Below are 15,955 nucleotides of genomic sequence, written 5' to 3'. Positions count from 1 at the left end.
AATACATGACCCGTATATTAGCGCATGAGGTTAAAGAAGGTTTTCGGCGGCGGGGATAATCTTAAGATCATGGTTAAGAACGGATCACCTTTCATGGATCGCGCCGGCGATCCCCGAACGTGTAGCCGGTTTCGACCGCCGCCTTGCCGAACTTGTCGCGCAGCTTGTCCATCGCCGCCTCGGCCGCGGCGCGGCGCCCGGCCTGCGTGTCGACGAGGTCCGGCGGATCGGCGAGCGCCGGATCGGTGAGGTCGGTGAGGCCTATGCCGATCAAGCGGAATTTCGTGCCGTCGGTCTCGTGCTCCATCAGCGCAAGTCCGGTTCGGAAGATGCGGTCGGCAAGCTGGGTCGGATCTTCGAGCCGCCTGTTGCGGGTACGGCTTTTGAAGTCGGCGGTCTTCATCTTGAGCACCACGGTCCTGCCGGCAATGCCGTGCTTCTTCAGCCGCGCGGATACTTTTTCCGAGAGCCGGCGCAGGATCGGCACGAGGTCGTCATGGCGCGAGATATCGTCGAAGAACGTGGTTTCGGCCGAAACGCTCTTGGCCGCCTCGTTCGGATGCACCTCGCGATCGTCGATGCCGCGCGAAAGCCGGTAGAGCCGCTGGCCCATCGTGCCGTAGCGGCGCATCAGATCGCCTTCCTCCATGGTCTGGAGCTGGCCGATGGTGCGGATGCCGTCCGCTTCCAGCGTCGCGTTGAAGGCCTTCCCGACGCCCCAGATCGTGGTGACGGGGCGGGCGGCCAGAAATTCCAGCGCCTCCTCCCGGCCGATCACCGAGAACCCCCGCGGTTTCTGGAGATCGGAGGCGACCTTCGCGAGGAATTTGCAGTAGGACAGCCCGATGGAGATGGTGATACCGAGTTCACTCTGCACACGGGTGGCCAGTTTGGCGAGGATGCGCGCAGGCCGATCGTGATGCAGGCGTTCGGTGCCAGCGAGTTCGACAAAGGCCTCGTCGATGGAAAGTGGCTGCACGAGCGGTGTCAGGTCCATCATCATCTGCCGCACCTGACGACCGACCGACACATATTTCTCCATGTTCGGCCGGATGACGACGGCATCGGGACAAAGCTCCAGCGCCTTGAACATCGGCATGGCCGATCGTACGCCGTTGATGCGAGCGATATAGCAGGCGGTCGAAACGACACCGCGTTTGCCCCCGCCGATGATGACCGGCTTGTCTGCGAGTTCCGGGGCGTCGCGCTTCTCAATCGTCGCATAGAAGGCGTCGCAATCGATATGCGCCAGCGTGAGATCGTAGAGTTCCCTGTGATAGACGAGGCGGGGACTGCCGCAGGCGCGGCAGCGGCGCACCTCTGCCTTCTGCTCAGCAAGGCAGTCGCGACAGAAGCCGGGTGTCTTGTCAGGCGCGGGCGTCATGATGAGAACAAAGGTTGAACGCCGCGACGATAAGCCCTAAGCTTGCGACTCTCAAGAGAGAAGCGAGCCGGCATGGAAGTCTTCGCAGCCTATCCACTGACACCTGAGCGATGGGATGATTTTGAAACGCTGTTTGGACCGAGCGGCGCCTGTTACGGCTGCTGGTGCACCTATTTCCGGATGCCCGCCGCGGAACGGAAAGTGCTGGACGGCTCGGCCAAGAAGGAATTCATTCGCAACCGCATCGAGACAGGCCCGCCGCCCGGTGTGCTCGGATATGTGGAAGGCCAGCCGATGGCCTGGGTGCAGGTGGGGCCGCGCGCCGATGTTCCGCAATGGAATTCGCCCCGTACGGTATCTCGACCGTTGGACCCTGCGGATGCCGGGGACCCGTTGGTCTGGGCGGTAAGCTGTTTCTTCATCGGCAGTCGCCATCGTAGAAAGGGCAACAGCCACCGGATTTTGGATGCGGCGATCCGATTTGCGAGAGAGAGCGGGGCCAGAAGCATCGAAGCCTGTCCCATGGAGCAGGCAAAGACGTCGAAATCGCTTGGTCTCTATGTCGGCTCGATGAGAGTCTTCGAGGCGGCCGGGTTTAGGGAGGTGGCACGCCGCAAGGAGGGGCGGCCGTTGATGCGGCTCGAATTCTAGCTTAGGCAGCGCCGGAACGGATATGAGCCCGGATGAGTTGTGCGGCATGTGGCCAGTCTGTCGCCCGTACGATGTTTCCAGCAGGCTTCGGAGCAAGGACATGCAGCGGCGAGTCCGGCATCATGTGAAGGAGGAGGCATTGTGCGAGATGATCCCGCACCGAATGAAGGTTATGCGCCATGTCGTCGATGAAGATCGAAGGCAAGGGGCGTTCCGCATGCAGCCTTTGCACGATCGGTCCCTTGGGCTCTTCGCTGGCAATCAGCGGAAAGGCGAGCCCGAGACGGTCGAGAAGCCGGCGACGATGTTCCTGGTAAAGCGGCGGCATCGCGGTGAGGAAGACGACGTCGACGTCACGGCCGAGCGTTTCGAGCGTCTGGACGACGAGATCGAAGGGGAACTGCCAGCTTTCCTGTGCCTCGAAGAAGGCTTCGACCAGCCGGCGGACATCGCCCTGTTCGAGGGCAATCCGGGTCTGGGTGGAGATGATATTGCCGGTAAGCCGGAAGGAGCGCGGCAAAAGTTGATGGCCTTCGCCCCGCAGGAAATCCTGAAAGGGAGCCACGAAATGCAGCACGACATCGTCGACATCGCAGACGATGAGTGGGCGATCGCGAAGGCGTACATGGGAAAGATCGGTGCGGAGGTCGAAAATCTCGGTCATCTCAATATTCGCCGGAATCAGGTCCTGGGCCGGAATAGTGGCGCCAGGCGGCAGCCACGGTTTCCGGTTTTGTGCCCGTTGCTTCGCAAAAGGCAAGCAGCGTCGGCTCATGGCCCATCAGGAAATCGATCATGCCGGCCAGAAAGCCTGGATCGTTTGCAGCACCCCGCAATTGGTTCGGCTGCAGGCCGGAAAGCGCCAGGAACCGGCCAAGCATCTCCGGCTCGTTGGCAAGCCAGCCTAGAATGGCGGCCGCCGTTTCCTCGGCATCGGCCGAATTGCTTCGGCTATATTCGGTTTCGCGCCGCATCATCTGCCAAGTTACCTTTTTCTCAACCAAATGGCCTTACCGTGCCTGAATGGGGCTCTGTGGAATCGACCGTTCCGGGAGCTTATATACTGAAGGCACGCTTGCAAGACAGGAACGGATCGCCATGCCCAAACGGGTCATGATTGTCGAGGACAATGAGCTTAACATGAAGCTCTTCCGCGACCTGATCGAAGCATCGGGATATGACACGATCCAGACCCGCAACGGAATGGAAGCGCTCGATCTTGCCCGCAAGCATCGTCCTGATCTCATTCTCATGGACATCCAGCTTCCGGAAGTGTCCGGTCTCGAAGTCACGAAGTGGCTGAAGGAAGACGACGAGCTTCACGTAATTCCCGTCATCGCCGTGACCGCCTTCGCCATGAAGGGCGACGAGGAACGCATCCGCCAGGGCGGCTGCGAAGCCTATGTCTCCAAGCCCATCTCGGTGCCAAAATTCATCGAAACCATCAAGACTTATCTGGGCGACGCATGAGATCGGGACGGGCGTCATGACCGCGCGCATTTTGGTAGTCGACGATATTCCGGCAAACGTGAAGCTGCTCGAAGCCCGACTTCTCGCGGAGTATTTTGACGTGCTGACGGCAGATGATGGCTACAAGGCGCTGGCGATTTGCGACAGTACCCACGTTGACCTGATCCTGCTCGATATCATGATGCCAGGCCTGGATGGCTTCGAGGTCTGCGAGCGGCTGAAAGCCAATCCGCGCACCGCCCATATTCCGGTCGTCATGGTGACCGCGCTTGATCAGCCGTCTGACCGTGTGCGCGGCCTGAAGGCCGGTGCCGACGATTTCCTGACCAAGCCGGTCAACGACCTGCAGCTCATCTCGCGGGTGAAAAGCCTGGTGCGGTTGAAGACGCTGAGCGACGAATTGCGCATTCGGGCCGACACTGCACATAATCTTGCGCTCGAGGACATCCTGAAGGGCACGGACGGTCGCGACGAACCGGCCCAGGTATTGCTTGTCGATGGCCGCGCGAGTTCGCAGGAGCGCATCATCAAGGCACTGAAGCCGGTGGCGGACGTGATCGCCATGTCGGATCCGCAGGCAGCACTTTTCGAGGCGGCGGAAAATCCGATCGATCTCGTGATCGTCAACGCCAATTTCGACGAATACGACCCCTTGCGTCTCTGCTCACAGCTTCGTTCTATTGAGCGCACCCGCTTCCTGCCGCTGCTTCTGGTGACGGACCTGGGCGCCGACGATGTCGTCGTCCGCGCGCTCGATCTCGGCGTCAATGACTACATCGTCCGGCCGATCGATCCGAACGAACTTCTTGCCCGCGTGCTCACGCAGATCAAGCGCAAGCGCTACAATGACCGTCTGCGCATGAGCGTCCGTCAGACGATCGAGCTTGCCGTGACCGACGGGCTGACTGGCCTCAACAATCGCCGTTATCTCGACAATCATCTGAAAGTGCTGTTCAACCGGGCAGCCGCGCGGTCCCGCCTGTTGTCCGTTTGCATCACCGACATCGACCGCTTCAAATCGGTCAACGACACCTACGGACACGATGCGGGCGACGAAGTGCTGAAGGAATTCGCCGCGCGTATCCGCTCGACGGTGAGGGGAGCCGATCTTGCCTGCCGCTACGGCGGCGAAGAATTCGTGGTCGTCATGCCCGATACGGACGCGGTTGCGGCGGCCGCAATTGCCGAGCGTCTTCGCGGCATCATCGAAAGCCAGCCCTTTGCCCTGAAGGCGGCCGGCGCCACGCTCAATATAACGGCCTCGCTTGGGATTGCCTGCAACACTTACGGCGCGGAGACCCCGGAGCAGCTCCTGAAGCAGGCCGACCGCGCACTCTACGAAGCCAAGTCCGGCGGCCGTAACAGAGTGGTCGCGGCTGCTGCGTAAGAGCTGTATAAGAGAATTGTCTTGCGGACGGTAATGCAGCCATGCGCGCGAGTTGGGCGCTGTGGAAAAAGCCATTTGATCTATCAATTTTTATAGGCCAGACCAATTTTTTGCGGGTCGGAATTGGTGTAAGAATTTTTATGAATAGTAGTCGGGAAATCCAGCTGCAGTGCAGCATCCGGGTGGCTGCGGATGTATCCAAGGTGTCTTCAGATCAGTTGCACGAGAATAGATAAGCCAATTGGCTCTCAGGTTTTGTCGGTCTTGGAGGGATAGACAGCGCCTGTTCAAGATATTCTTAGGCACTGTCGGCCAATTTCTAAGATTCCAGAACCATCGGGAAACAAGATATCATGGATATGTTTTTTGATGAATATTCGAAAGCACTCAGCAGCGTGTTCTTTCGGCGCCGATTTTAACCAACAACCAAAACAGATCAAATTCCGAATTAAGAATCTGTTGATTTTCTTCCCATTTTGCGCAATTTTGACCGCAATAAAGAAAGAACTCCCGAAGGGGAGATCAATACCCCATGATGCTCAGGTCCGCCGCATCTCCTGGGTCGTGGGGTCGGTCGACCGGCAGGCATGCCAAAGCGGTTCCTCGTGCCGTGATTGCAGGCTGGTCGACCCCCGTTTGAAGGCGCCGCTCCAAGGCCATGGAGCGGCGCCTTTCCGTTTCCGGGCAGCCTGCCACATCCTGAGCACAGTTTTCGGAAAAAAGACAAAAAGAAAAGGCGCCTGGGCCTGTCGGCCAGCGCCTTCCGACAACCATACGATCAAGCTTACTTGATCTTGGTTTCCTTGAATTCGACGTGCTTCTTGGCAACCGGATCGTACTTGGTTTTCGTCATCTTGTCCGTCATCGTACGGCTGTTCTTCGTCGTGACGTAGAAGAAACCGGTGTCAGCCGTCGACAGCAGCTTGATCTTGATGGTCGTAGCTTTCGCCATGGTGGTTCTGCCTCTGAGAAAAATGAAGCCGTGGACGCGGGTAAGCTCCACGGCAAAATCTGGCGCGAAATTACAAATCGCGCCCGAAAAGTCAACTCCGTTTTGACCGGAAAAGTATCCGGCAGGCGGAAACAGCGACATAGAAGCCGAAGAATCCCGCAAGCGCCCAGGCAAAACCGTCATTGCCGGCGACATCGATGGCCGCCCCGATCCCCTGCGGACCTGCCACCGTACCGACGGCATAACAGAAGATGAAGGCAGCATTGGCGGCGGCGAGATCCGGCCCGCTGAGACGCGCTCCCAGATGCGCAAGTCCTACCGTATAGAGGCCGGACACGCAGCCGCCCCAGAAGAACAGGACGACCGCCATCATCAGCCAGTTCTGGATGAGGAAGGGCAGTGCGAGCGAACCGATGACGCCGAGGACCGCCATGGCAGTCAGCAGAGGGCGCCGGTCCTTGAGTTTGTCGGAGAAAAGGCCGAGCGGGATCTGGAAGGCCATGTTGCCGATACCCATTACGGTCAATAGCACGGCCGTCTGGGGCTCGGTGAGAGATTCGCGAAGCGCATAGATCGGAAAGAGTGACAGGCCACCTGCCGAGACCGCACCGAAGGCGAAGACTGCCGCGGTCGCCGTTGGCACCAGGAAGATATAGTGAAAGAAATGCCGATCCGGCTTCGTATCCAGCACGGGACTTTCATGCCGGGCAATGAAGATCGGGATAACGGCGAGCAGAATGACGCCTGCGCCAACCAGGAAAGGCAGGACACCGTCGCTGCCCAGCGCAGAGAAGAGCAGCGGGCCGATCGCGAAGCCGATCGCCAGCACGGTCGCATAGATGCCGAGCACAAGGCCGCGGCGGCGCGGCGGAGCCGCTTCGTTGATCCAGAATTCCGACAGGATGAAGAGCGTCGTCGTCGCGCCATGGAAGGTGAAGCGGAGCGGAAACCACATCCAGAAGTCATCTGCATAATAGAAGCCGATAGCGCTCAAAGCCGCGATCAGCACGGCCAGCATCATGGTCTTTGCGACGCCGTGGTCATGCGCCAGCTTGGTGGTGACGGGAGCGGCGAACATGGAGGCGATGCCGGCCATGGCCGCGTTCAGTCCGATCAAGGTCGACGGTATGCCACGTTTTTCAAGGATGATGCTGAGGAGAGGCAAACCGAGGCCGATGGCGATGCCGACCGCGCTGATGGCGGAAATGGCGGCCATCAGCGACGGCCAGTGTATTTCCTCGACATGGCCGTTGGCGTCAGTCGTCGGCTGAGGCATTCATTATTCCTTACAGTCGGCTGCGGACGAATCGTCCGTGACGCATGAAGTAGAAGGAGACCGGACTGCCAAACGGTAAAGATGGATCGGTAGCCATCAGGTTTCGCACATCCTCCAATACCGCCTGCGTGATGCGCGGGAGTTTCAGACCGTAAAGCTCTGCAATGTCAAGCCAGCGCACATCCTGAAGTTCGCTGGAATCCTTGAGATGCCTCATGTCGAACAGGGTCTCGTCCGAAAAGGCGAGGAAGAAGCGGGTGTCGTAGCGTCGCACGTTGCCGGGCGGCGTGATCGCACGGGCGACATAGCGCAGCCGCGAAAGATCCGCAGCCGCAACCCCTGCGAGACCGGTTTCCTCATGGAGTTCCCGCAAGGCCGCCAGCGCCAGCGCCCGCGCTCGCCTTGATGTCATGCGGGCTGAGGTGCCGGCAAGCAGCTTTTCGGAGACGAGCGGGTCGAGATCGGCGCTGAACGGGAGCGTATGGTCTCCGGCATCGCGCCGCCCGCCGGGAAAGACATAGACATCCGGCATGAAGACATGTCCACTGCCGCGCCGGCCCATCAGCACCCGCGGCCTTTCCGCAGAACGATCGATCAGGATCAGCGACGCAGCATCCTTGGGTCTCACGCCCGCAATCCGGGCATGTTTCAGCGCGTCCATGGCGGATGGCGCGTCTTCCTCGGCGGATGAAATCATGAGATCGGCCCGCCTCGACCGGGATCGGTGGCCTCGTGGTCCGTGCCTCCGAAGCCGTGCATCTTCAGCGCCCATTGCAGGCCGATGACGCCGCCCTTGATCGGCTGGATCGTAAGAATCGCGGCAAGAATCGCGAGCGGCACCCAGATGGCAAGATGCACCCAGGGCGAGACGCGGAAGGCCATGTCGGTCAGCATGTAGCCAGTCAAAAGCACGTGGCCGACCACGAGGATGACGAGATAGGCCGGCAGGTCGTCGGCGCGGTGGTGAAAGATTTCCTCGCCGCAGACGGCGCACGCATCGACCGGCTTTAGGAAGGCCCGGAACAGACGGCCGTCTCCACAATGAGGACAGCGGCAAAGCATGCCTCGCCTGATCGAGCGTCCCAGCGGCCGTTCAGGCTCCCGTGCTCCGCCGTATCGGATCGCCTGTTCGCCCTGTTGTACCATTCCTATCTCCTTCGGCCGCTGCGCGGCGGCCGGGTTCCGGGTTTTGCCCGGCCGGTGGATCGGCCGCGCCGCCCCGATTTGTGGAAGGAGCGGATCGCGGTTGGCAGTTTCTTGCCCTCGCTCAGCATTTCGAACCGTAGCGCGCCGGCAAGCGGAATTGCCTCCGCAAGCCGCACATCGACCGCATCGCCGAGCTGATAGCCCAGACCGGTTTTCTCTCCGGACAGCGCTTGATGCGCTTCGTCGTAGATGAAGTAGTCGTTGCCGAGCGTGGATATAGGGATGAAACCATCTGCGCCATAGGTCGGAAGCGAGACAAATAGTCCCGATTTGGTCACGCCGGAAACGCGGCCTTCGAATTCCTCGCCGATGCGGGTCGAAAGATGGTGGGCGATCAGACGGTTGATCGTATCGCGTTCAGCCGCCATGGCGCGGCGTTCGAATGTCGAAATCTCGGCGGCAATGTCGTCGAGCTGGGCTTCCTCTTCCGCGCTGATGCCGCCTTCGCCAAGCCCCAATGATCCGACGAGCGCACGGTGCACGATCAGGTCCGCATAACGGCGGATCGGCGAGGTGAAATGCGCGTATTTCATCAGGTTGAGGCCAAAATGGCCGATGTTCTCCGGGCTGTAGATCGCCTGGCTTTGGGAGCGCAGCACCATTTCGTTGACCATGGTCTGGTGTGGGGTGTCGAGCGCCTTGGCGAGGATGCCGTTGAAGGAATTGGCGCGAAGCTGTCCGCCCTTGACCATCGAGATGCCGATCGTCGCCAGAAATTCCCGAAGCGCTTCCTGCTTGGAAAGCGCCGGCGTGTCATGAATACGGTAGACCAGCGGTTGGCGCTTCTTCTCCAGCGTTTCGGCGGCGGCGACGTTCGCCTGGATCATCATCTCTTCGATGAGCTTGTGGGCGTCGAGCCGATCGGGCACGAAGACGCGGTCAACGGTGCCGTCGGGCTTCAGAACGATCTTGCGCTCCGGCATGTCAAGCTCGAGCGGCTGACGGCGGTCGCGCCCGCGTTTGAGCACCGAATAGGCATGCCAGAGCGGTTTCAGGATTGGTTCGAGCAGCGGCCCGGTCTTGTTGTCCGGCCGGCCGTCGATCGCGGCCTGCGCCTGTTGGTAGGAGAGCTTGGCCGCGCTCTTCATCATGATGCGATGGAAAGTGTGACCCGCCTTGCGGCCTTCCTTTGAGAACACCATGCGCACGGCGATTGCCGGCCGGTCTTCGCCTTCGCGCAGCGAGCAGAGGTCGTTGGAGATGCGTTCAGGCAACATCGGCACGACGCGGTCGGGGAAATAGACCGAGTTGCCGCGCTTCAACGCCTCGCGGTCGAGAGGGGAGCCGGTGCGCACGTACCACGAGACATCGGCGATCGCCACGGTGACGATCACGCCGTCCGGATTGTCGGGCGAGCGGTCCGGTTCGGCATAGACCGCATCGTCATGGTCCTTGGCGTCGGCGGGGTCGATGGTGATCAGCGGTAGGTCGCGCCAATCTTCCCGTTTCGCCATGGTGGCGGGTCTTGCCGCGGCCGCCTCGTCGAGCACGGCCTTCGAGAAGACATGCGGGATGCCGTGAGCATAGATGGCGATCATCGAGATCGCCTTTTCCGAAGCGACGGAGCCGATGACCGAGAGGACGCGCGCGCGCGGCAGGCCGAAGCGGCCGGAGCGGGCGACTTCCGTCTCGACCAGGTCGCCATCCTTCGCCTCGCCGAGATCCTCGCGCTCGATCACCATTTCCTCGCCGCGCCGGTCAGTCGGCAGCAGCCGGATTTCGCCGCTGGCAAGTTGTTTGACGACACCGAGCGAGGCATTGGTACGGCGGTCGATGAGTTTGATGATTCTGGCGGTATAGGCTGGCCCGGTGCGGTCCTTGTTCGGGAAGATTTTCGCCAGAACCCGGTCGTTTAGGCCAGCAGCCGGGACCTTGGCTTTGCCCCGGCCTTCCGACGGCTGCCGGATGAGTACGGCTGGAGCCACGCCGAGTTCTTCGTCCCATTCCGCCGGGCGTCCGATCAGGTCGCCGTCCTTGTCACGGGTCGTGATGTCGAGCACGGTGACCGGCGGCAGGGCGCCGGGACGCGAAAGCGACTTGCGGCTCTTGGTGAGGAGGCCTTCCTCTTCCAGCGTCCTGAGCAGGTCCTTGAGCTCAACCCGTGTCTCCCCTTTGAGCCCAAAGGCCTTGGCGATCTCGCGCTTGGAGGCGCGATCGGGGTTTTCGGCGATGAAGTCAAGCAGGACTTCGCGTGGCGGCACCGCGCCTTGAACAATGACGGGCTTCTCGCTCATCGAAGAGGTTTTCCCGCGCACGGTTCTGTCGGGGCGTCTGCCTGAAGGTCTCGATCTGTCGTGCGGTTCTCTCACGTTCCCGTCTTCTTCGCCTTGGGTGCCGCCTTCTTTGTTGTGGCCTTGGCTGCCGTCTTGGCCTTCGTCGCAGTCTTTTTTGTGTCGCCGCCGGCTTTGGCTGCGACTTTTTTCGGCTTCGTCTTGCCGGCCGAAGCCTTGCCGCCCTTTTCGACGATGAGGGCGATTGCCTGTTCCATCGTCACGCTCTGCGGGTCCATGCTCTTCGGTAGCGTGGCATTGACCTTGCCCCAGTTGACATAGGGGCCGTAGCGTCCGTCGCGCACGGTGATAGCTCCGCCGTCCGGATGGTCGCCGAGTTCCTTCAGCGCCGTCGGCGTGCCGCGGGTCCGGCCGCTCGCGCCGTTCTTGCTTTGCTTTTCGGCGAGAACGGTGACGGCGCGGTTGAGGCCGACGGTGAACACGTCCTCGACCGCTTCCAGGTTGGCATAGGTGCCGTCATGCAGCACAAAGGGACCGTAGCGCCCGATGCCGGTCGAGATCATCTTGCCGGTTTCCGGATGCTTGCCCACGTCGCGCGGCAGGTTGATCAGCGCGAGCGCCTTTTCGTAATCGATGTCTTCTGGCTTCCAGCCCTTTGGCAGCGAGGCGCGCTTGGCGTCCTTGCCGTCGCCGCGCTGGATATACGGTCCGAAGCGGCCGGAACGCAACGTGAGCTGTTCGCCGGTATGCGGATCGGCGCCGATCGCCTTCGGTTCGTTGAGGCCGTTCGCTTCTGCCTCCGCGCCCCCTTCGGAGGAAAGCTGGCGGGTATAGTTACATTCCGGATAGTTGGAGCAACCGACGAAGGCGCCGTACCTGCCGAGCTTCAGCGAAAGCTGGCCGGTGCCGCAGACCTGGCAGATGCGCGGATCGCTGCCGTCCTCGCGCTTCGGGAAGACGAGCGGTGCCAGCGCCTCGTTCAGCGCATCGAGCACGTTGGTGACGCGCAGCTCCTTGGTATCCTCGATCTGGGCGAAGAAGTCCTGCCAGAATTCGCGCAGCACCTGCTTCCAGTCGAGCTCGCCGGCGGAAATCTTGTCGAGCTTTTCTTCGAGATCGGCGGTGAAATCGTATTCCACGTATTTCGTGAAGAAGCTTTCGAGGAAGGCCGTCACGAGCCGGCCCTTGGCCTCCGGCACCAACTTTCGCTTGTCGATCGTCACGTATTCGCGGTCGCGCAGCGTCGTGAGCGTCGCGGCATAGGTGGAGGGGCGACCGATGCCAAGCTCCTCCATCTTCTTGATCAGCGAGGCTTCCGAATAGCGCGGCGGCGGTTCGGTGAAATGCTGGCTTGCATCCACCTTGCGCTTGTCGAGCTTTTCGCGCGCATTGATTTCGGGGAGGCGGCCATCTTCTTCATCCTCCTCGGTTTTATCGGCATCTTCACGGCTGTCGACATAGGCGGCGAGGAAGCCGTCGAAGCGGATGACCGAGCCAACTGCTCGCAGGCCGGCTTTCTGGCCGTTATTGTCCGCCAGAATCTCGACCGTAGTGCGCTCGATCTCTGCGGATGCCATCTGGCTTGCGATGCCGCGCTTCCAGACAAGCTCGTAGAGGCGGGCCTGGTCGGCATCGAGATAGCGGCGCACCTTGTCCGGCGAGCGGTTGAAATCGGTCGGCCGGATCGCCTCGTGGGCCTCCTGGGCATTCTTCGCTTTGGTGGAATAGAAGCGCGGCTTTTCCGGCAGGTAGCGGTCGCCGAATTGGTCGGCGATAGCGTGGCGGGCACCGTCGATCGCCTCCGGCGCCATCTGCACGCCGTCGGTACGCATATAGGTGATGAGACCGACTGTCTCGCCACCAATATCCACCCCTTCATAAAGCTTCTGCGCCACCTGCATCGTGCGCGAGGCATTGAAGCCGAGGTTGGAGGAGGCGGCCTGCTGCAGCGTGGACGTGGTGAAGGGCGGGCCGGGATTGCGCTTGACCGGCTTCGCCTCGATGGTATCGACCGTATAGGCGGCGCCATCGAGCAGTGTCTTCAGCCGGTTGGCTTCCTCGCCGTTCTTGATCGCGCGGCCCTGCAGCCGCTTGCCGTCGGCGGAAACCAGTTTCGCTTTGAACTCGTCGCCACGCGGGGTCCGCAGCAATGCCGAAAGGTTCCAGTACTCTTCCGAGACGAAACGCTCGATTTCCGTTTCTCGGTCGCAGACGAGGCGTAGCGCGACCGACTGCACGCGGCCGGCCGAGCGGGCACCGGGCAGCTTGCGCCATAGCACCGGCGAGAGGTTGAAGCCGACGAGATAATCAAGCGCGCGGCGGGCGAGATACGCATCCACCAGCGGCACGTCGATATCGCGCGGACTTGCGATCGCATCGAGCACGGCTTTCTTGGTGATGGCGTTGAAGACGACGCGCTCCACCGGCTTGTCGCCCAGAACGCGCTTCTTCTTCAACACGTCGAGCACGTGCCAGGAAATCGCTTCCCCTTCGCGATCCGGGTCGGTCGCGAGGATGAGGCCGTCCGAGTTTTTTACGGCGTCCGCAATATCCTTGATGCGTTTCTGCGACGCGCTGTCGACCTCCCAGGACATTTCGAAATCCTGATCGGGTAGGACCGAACCGTCCTTGGCCGGCAAGTCGCGGACGTGACCAAAAGAGGCGAGAACCTTGTAACCCGGGCCGAGATACTTGTTGATGCTCTTAATTTTCCCGGGAGATTCTACGACGACAACTTTCATCTTGCTTCTCTGCAAAAGAGGATTAGCCCGGAGGCGGAGGCTTCCAGGCGGAAACTTAGCCTCCCGACATGGAGGGCGTTTGCGCTGCGGTCAAGAGGCTAGCGTCAAATTCTGGGTTACACAAATTGCAATCTAAAGGCGTTTTGCAATTGGTTACAATTATAAGTGAATGCGAGATGGCCCGTCGCATACGGGAGATATTCACCATATGTGACACGCGGCCGCGTTTTTCCATAGGAGTAAAGCATCGTCCCTCAATATGAGGCGCACGGTCGGCGCGAGGACAAAACCAGACAAAACATCGCCAATATACGGCAGATGCTCGCAGACTTGCTGCAGTTAGCGCCGAGCGAGGGGCGGCGATCCGCAGGGGACATTTTGCTGACGGCAAAGTCTGACATTCGTTCCTCGGCTTCGTTCGGCAGCGTTTCCCAGGCGCGGTAGCCCGCAGCGGTGACAACGGAACGCCCGTCACCCCGGCTGATGTTTTTAACATTGAGGTGGTAGATGGCCACCAGCCTCTCCTCGGCACGCACGGGGTCCAGGGGGCCTGGCGCACCTAGCGGTTTCTCCGGACGCCGTGCGGCCGGTCAGGAAACCTCGCAGAGTATCGCCCATAGCTCAATGTGTCCGCTTTGGGCGATGCGTAGGTACGCGGTACGCATTCCTAAACGCTTGCGTTGATCGTTTTCAAGGAGACATTCGGAGGACGGCTTTGAGATACGACGAAAGCGGGCTGATTGATGCAGCTTGCCACCTCTATTATTAACACTATAGTGTTAGAAATAACATAAATATGGATATTAATAACATTATGGTATTACTTATAACGTCGTCTCATGCCCAGCGGAGGCTGGCTGGGCACGTCCGTGCCCGGCGACTGGCCATGGAATTGACACAGGAAGGGCTTTCCCGGCGTTCGGGTGTGCCTTTGCCGAGCCTCCGCAAATTCGAGCAGACCGGCATAATCTCGCTGGAGGCTTTCCTGAAGCTTCTCATGGTTGTCGGCGGGATGGAAGAGGTCGTGCAAGCTGTGGCACTGCAAGAGACATCCTTTGCCTCCATCGACGATGTCCTCAAGGCCGACGGTAACAAGGTTATCCGCAAACGGGGTCGTCGCTCATGAAAAACCACCCGTCCGCAACGGAAATCAGGGTGGGTCTAGATTTCGACGGCAAAGTCATCCCGGTCGGCAGGCTGGCGACCCGCGAGCGCCGGGTCTATTTCCAGTACGATGCCTCGTTTATCCGGAAGGGATTAGAGATTTCCCCGCTCCGGCTGCCCCTGAAGCCTGGGCTTATGAGCTTTGACAGCATGCTGTTCGAGGGCCTGCCGGGCGTTTTCAGCGACAGCCTCCCCGACGGCTGGGGACGGCTATTATTCGACCGCTTTGCGCGCTCCCAGGGCGTTGCGCCGGAGACGCTTACCCCTCTGGACAGGTTGGCGCATGTCGGTCGCACCGGCATGGGTGCCCTGGTCTACGAACCGGATTACAGCGCCGAGGATGCGGAACACGCCATTAACCTCGACGAACTGGCCCGGCAGGCGCAGGAGGTGTTGGAAGGGGCGTCGGAAGGAGTTCTTAAGGAACTGTTGCTCCTGAACGGCTCCTCCGCCGGGGCGCGTCCCAAGGCGTTGATCGGCGTGAATGCCGGGCGCCGGCGCATCTCGCACGGCGTGGCCCGGTTGCCGGACGGATTTGAGCACTGGCTGGTGAAGTTCGCCAATTCGCAGGATGGCAGCGATGCCGGGGCGGTCGAATATGTTTACGCCCTCATGGCGCGGCAAGCCGGTGTGGAAGTGCCTGATGTCCATCTCTTTCCAGCCCTGAGGAGTGCGGGGTATTTCGCAACCAAACGGTTCGACCGGGAGGGGGAGAAACGGTTGCATATGCACACCGCGTGCGGCCTGCTGCACTCTGATTTCCGCGTTCCGGCGCTCGATTACGAGGACTTGATTGCCCTGACGGGCCTGCTGACGAAAGATGTCCGGGAAATCGAAAAGATGTTCCGGCTGGCCGTGTTTAACGTGCTGGCCCATAACCGCGACGATCACAGCAAGAATTTCTCGTTCCTGATGGACGAGACCGGCCAGTGGCGATTGTCACCGGCCTATGACCTTACGTTCTCCAATGGGCCACGCGGGGAACAAAGCACCATGGTCATGGGGGAAGGGCGCAGCCCCGCCGCCGAACACCTGCTGAAGCTGGGCGCGGCCGCCAAGCTGAACAAGAAGGCGGTCGCCGACACGGTTGAACGGACGCGTCAGGCCCTGGCGCGGTGGCCCGAATTGGCGCGGGAGCATGGGGTCGGCAAGATGACCATCCAGCAAATCGGCAAGGCGATAGCCTGAGCCGCAGCAACTGGGTGAGTTATAGGATGTTGTTCTATAACTCATCCCCGCCAACGGCCTCCCGCAGGGCGGTTTTCATCACTTGGCGGAGGGTGACGGTTTCATGGTGCAGCGTGCTGCGCGACGGCACCTTACCGGTGTCCGGGTTGGCGCGCAGCCGCATCACGCGATACTCCTGCACCATGCCTGCGGTCACGGCGCTCAGGCCCTTGTCGTCGAAGTAGGGAATGAGGTGATTTGTCAGCCGCGCCTCGTGGTCCTTCACATAGCGGGGGTTCCGCTCGCCGTTGGTAATCGACTCGTAT

General features: G+C 60.7%; 15 protein-coding genes. 5 read left to right on the top strand and 10 right to left on the bottom strand.

All coding sequences use genetic code 11. The features are described from left to right. Nucleotides 1-91: 91 nt before the first annotated feature. Nucleotides 92-1,384 (bottom strand): DNA polymerase IV, encoded by a 1,293-nt coding sequence (locus JL39_RS11620; RefSeq protein WP_037150139.1) that lies wholly within the window; start codon nucleotides 1,382-1,384, stop codon nucleotides 92-94. A gap of 72 nt (nucleotides 1,385-1,456) precedes the next feature. On the opposite strand from JL39_RS11620, the gene JL39_RS11615 reads away from it, so the two are divergent. Next, complete coding sequence (locus JL39_RS11615) at nucleotides 1,457-2,035, top strand: GNAT family N-acetyltransferase (RefSeq protein ID WP_037150137.1); 579 nt, start codon at nucleotides 1,457-1,459, stop codon at nucleotides 2,033-2,035. 1 nt (nucleotide 2,036) lies between these two features. On the opposite strand, the gene JL39_RS11610 is transcribed toward JL39_RS11615, so the two are convergent. Further along, nucleotides 2,037-2,699, bottom strand: coding sequence for a hypothetical protein (locus JL39_RS11610; protein WP_037150134.1), 663 nt, complete (start codon nucleotides 2,697-2,699; stop codon nucleotides 2,037-2,039). A gap of 1 nt (nucleotide 2,700) precedes the next feature. Beyond that, on the bottom strand, nucleotides 2,701-3,009 hold the full coding sequence (locus JL39_RS11605) for a DUF3572 domain-containing protein (protein ID WP_037150304.1): 309 nt from the start codon (nucleotides 3,007-3,009) through the stop codon (nucleotides 2,701-2,703). 124 nt (nucleotides 3,010-3,133) lie between these two features. Between JL39_RS11605 and JL39_RS11600 the strand changes: the two genes are divergently transcribed. Both JL39_RS11600 and JL39_RS11595 read left to right on the top strand, forming a co-directional pair. Beyond that, the gene (locus tag JL39_RS11600) at nucleotides 3,134-3,505 is read left to right on the top strand and encodes a response regulator (protein WP_007765577.1); all 372 of its coding nucleotides are present in this window, start codon (nucleotides 3,134-3,136) and stop codon (nucleotides 3,503-3,505) included. 16 nt (nucleotides 3,506-3,521) lie between these two features. After that, nucleotides 3,522-4,892 carry a PleD family two-component system response regulator gene (locus tag JL39_RS11595; RefSeq protein WP_037150132.1) on the top strand — a complete coding sequence of 457 codons (1,371 nt, stop codon included), beginning with the start codon at nucleotides 3,522-3,524 and terminating at the stop codon, nucleotides 4,890-4,892. Between the two features lie 784 nt (nucleotides 4,893-5,676). On the opposite strand, the gene rpmG is transcribed toward JL39_RS11595, so the two are convergent. The 7 genes from rpmG to JL39_RS32490 form a co-directional block, all read right to left on the bottom strand. Then, nucleotides 5,677-5,844, bottom strand: coding sequence for a 50S ribosomal protein L33 (rpmG, locus tag JL39_RS11590; protein WP_003547442.1), 168 nt, complete (start codon nucleotides 5,842-5,844; stop codon nucleotides 5,677-5,679). A 91-nt stretch (nucleotides 5,845-5,935) separates the two neighbouring features. Continuing rightward, entirely contained in the window at nucleotides 5,936-7,120 is a 1,185-nt protein-coding gene (locus JL39_RS11585; RefSeq protein ID WP_037150131.1) for an MFS transporter, read from the bottom strand. Nucleotides 7,121-7,130: 10 nt separating this feature from the next. Then, nucleotides 7,131-7,781: an NUDIX hydrolase gene (locus tag JL39_RS11580; RefSeq protein WP_227705107.1), complete on the bottom strand. Its 651-nt coding sequence runs from the start codon at nucleotides 7,779-7,781 to the stop codon at nucleotides 7,131-7,133. Nucleotides 7,782-7,813: 32 nt separating this feature from the next. Further along, a complete protein-coding gene (locus JL39_RS11575) occupies nucleotides 7,814-8,266 on the bottom strand; it encodes a DUF983 domain-containing protein (RefSeq protein WP_037150129.1) in 453 nt (150 codons plus the stop codon). Between the two features lie 2 nt (nucleotides 8,267-8,268). Continuing rightward, on the bottom strand, nucleotides 8,269-10,560 hold the full coding sequence (gene rnr, locus JL39_RS11570; protein ID WP_081952800.1) for a ribonuclease R: 2,292 nt from the start codon (nucleotides 10,558-10,560) through the stop codon (nucleotides 8,269-8,271). 71 nt (nucleotides 10,561-10,631) lie between these two features. Further along, a complete protein-coding gene (gene topA, locus JL39_RS11565) occupies nucleotides 10,632-13,298 on the bottom strand; it encodes a type I DNA topoisomerase (protein WP_037150123.1) in 2,667 nt (888 codons plus the stop codon). 254 nt (nucleotides 13,299-13,552) lie between these two features. Then, nucleotides 13,553-13,813, bottom strand: coding sequence for a hypothetical protein (locus JL39_RS32490; protein ID WP_227702556.1), 261 nt, complete (start codon nucleotides 13,811-13,813; stop codon nucleotides 13,553-13,555). A gap of 371 nt (nucleotides 13,814-14,184) precedes the next feature. On the opposite strand from JL39_RS32490, the gene JL39_RS11560 reads away from it, so the two are divergent. Both JL39_RS11560 and JL39_RS11555 read left to right on the top strand, forming a co-directional pair. After that, nucleotides 14,185-14,424 (top strand): XRE family transcriptional regulator, encoded by a 240-nt coding sequence (locus JL39_RS11560; protein WP_200883944.1) that lies wholly within the window; start codon nucleotides 14,185-14,187, stop codon nucleotides 14,422-14,424. Further along, on the top strand, nucleotides 14,421-15,650 hold the full coding sequence (locus JL39_RS11555; RefSeq protein ID WP_037150121.1) for a type II toxin-antitoxin system HipA family toxin: 1,230 nt from the start codon (nucleotides 14,421-14,423) through the stop codon (nucleotides 15,648-15,650). Before JL39_RS11560 ends, JL39_RS11555 begins: the two co-directional genes overlap by 4 nt. The last annotated feature ends 305 nt before the right edge of the window (nucleotides 15,651-15,955 follow it).

The sequence above is a fragment of the Rhizobium sp. YS-1r genome (assembly GCF_000757525.1).
Taxonomy (GTDB): Bacteria; Pseudomonadota; Alphaproteobacteria; order Rhizobiales; family Rhizobiaceae; genus Neorhizobium; species Neorhizobium petrolearium.
The sequence above is the reverse complement of the archived record's forward strand: the minus strand, read 5'-3'. Positions and strand labels throughout refer to the sequence as shown.

Excerpts from the sequence above, each read along its gene's own strand:
- JL39_RS11610 (WP_037150134.1), bottom strand. The coding sequence starts at position 2,699 with ATGACCGAGATTTTCGACCTCCGCACCGATCTTTCCCATGTACGCCTT.
- rpmG (WP_003547442.1), bottom strand. The coding sequence starts at position 5,844 with ATGGCGAAAGCTACGACCATCAAGATCAAGCTGCTGTCGACGGCTGAC.
- JL39_RS11615 (WP_037150137.1), top strand. The coding sequence starts at position 1,457 with ATGGAAGTCTTCGCAGCCTATCCACTGACACCTGAGCGATGGGATGAT.
- JL39_RS11580 (WP_227705107.1), bottom strand. The coding sequence starts at position 7,781 with ATGGACGCGCTGAAACATGCCCGGATTGCGGGCGTGAGACCCAAGGAT.
- JL39_RS11605 (WP_037150304.1), bottom strand. The coding sequence starts at position 3,009 with ATGCGGCGCGAAACCGAATATAGCCGAAGCAATTCGGCCGATGCCGAG.
- JL39_RS11585 (WP_037150131.1), bottom strand. The coding sequence starts at position 7,120 with ATGCCTCAGCCGACGACTGACGCCAACGGCCATGTCGAGGAAATACAC.
- topA (WP_037150123.1), bottom strand. The coding sequence starts at position 13,298 with ATGAAAGTTGTCGTCGTAGAATCTCCCGGGAAAATTAAGAGCATCAAC.
- JL39_RS11560 (WP_200883944.1), top strand. The coding sequence starts at position 14,185 with ATGGAATTGACACAGGAAGGGCTTTCCCGGCGTTCGGGTGTGCCTTTG.
- JL39_RS11575 (WP_037150129.1), bottom strand. The coding sequence starts at position 8,266 with ATGGTACAACAGGGCGAACAGGCGATCCGATACGGCGGAGCACGGGAG.
- JL39_RS11595 (WP_037150132.1), top strand. The coding sequence starts at position 3,522 with ATGACCGCGCGCATTTTGGTAGTCGACGATATTCCGGCAAACGTGAAG.
- JL39_RS11620 (WP_037150139.1), bottom strand. The coding sequence starts at position 1,384 with ATGACGCCCGCGCCTGACAAGACACCCGGCTTCTGTCGCGACTGCCTT.
- JL39_RS11555 (WP_037150121.1), top strand. The coding sequence starts at position 14,421 with ATGAAAAACCACCCGTCCGCAACGGAAATCAGGGTGGGTCTAGATTTC.
- rnr (WP_081952800.1), bottom strand. The coding sequence starts at position 10,560 with ATGAGCGAGAAGCCCGTCATTGTTCAAGGCGCGGTGCCGCCACGCGAA.
- JL39_RS11600 (WP_007765577.1), top strand. The coding sequence starts at position 3,134 with ATGCCCAAACGGGTCATGATTGTCGAGGACAATGAGCTTAACATGAAG.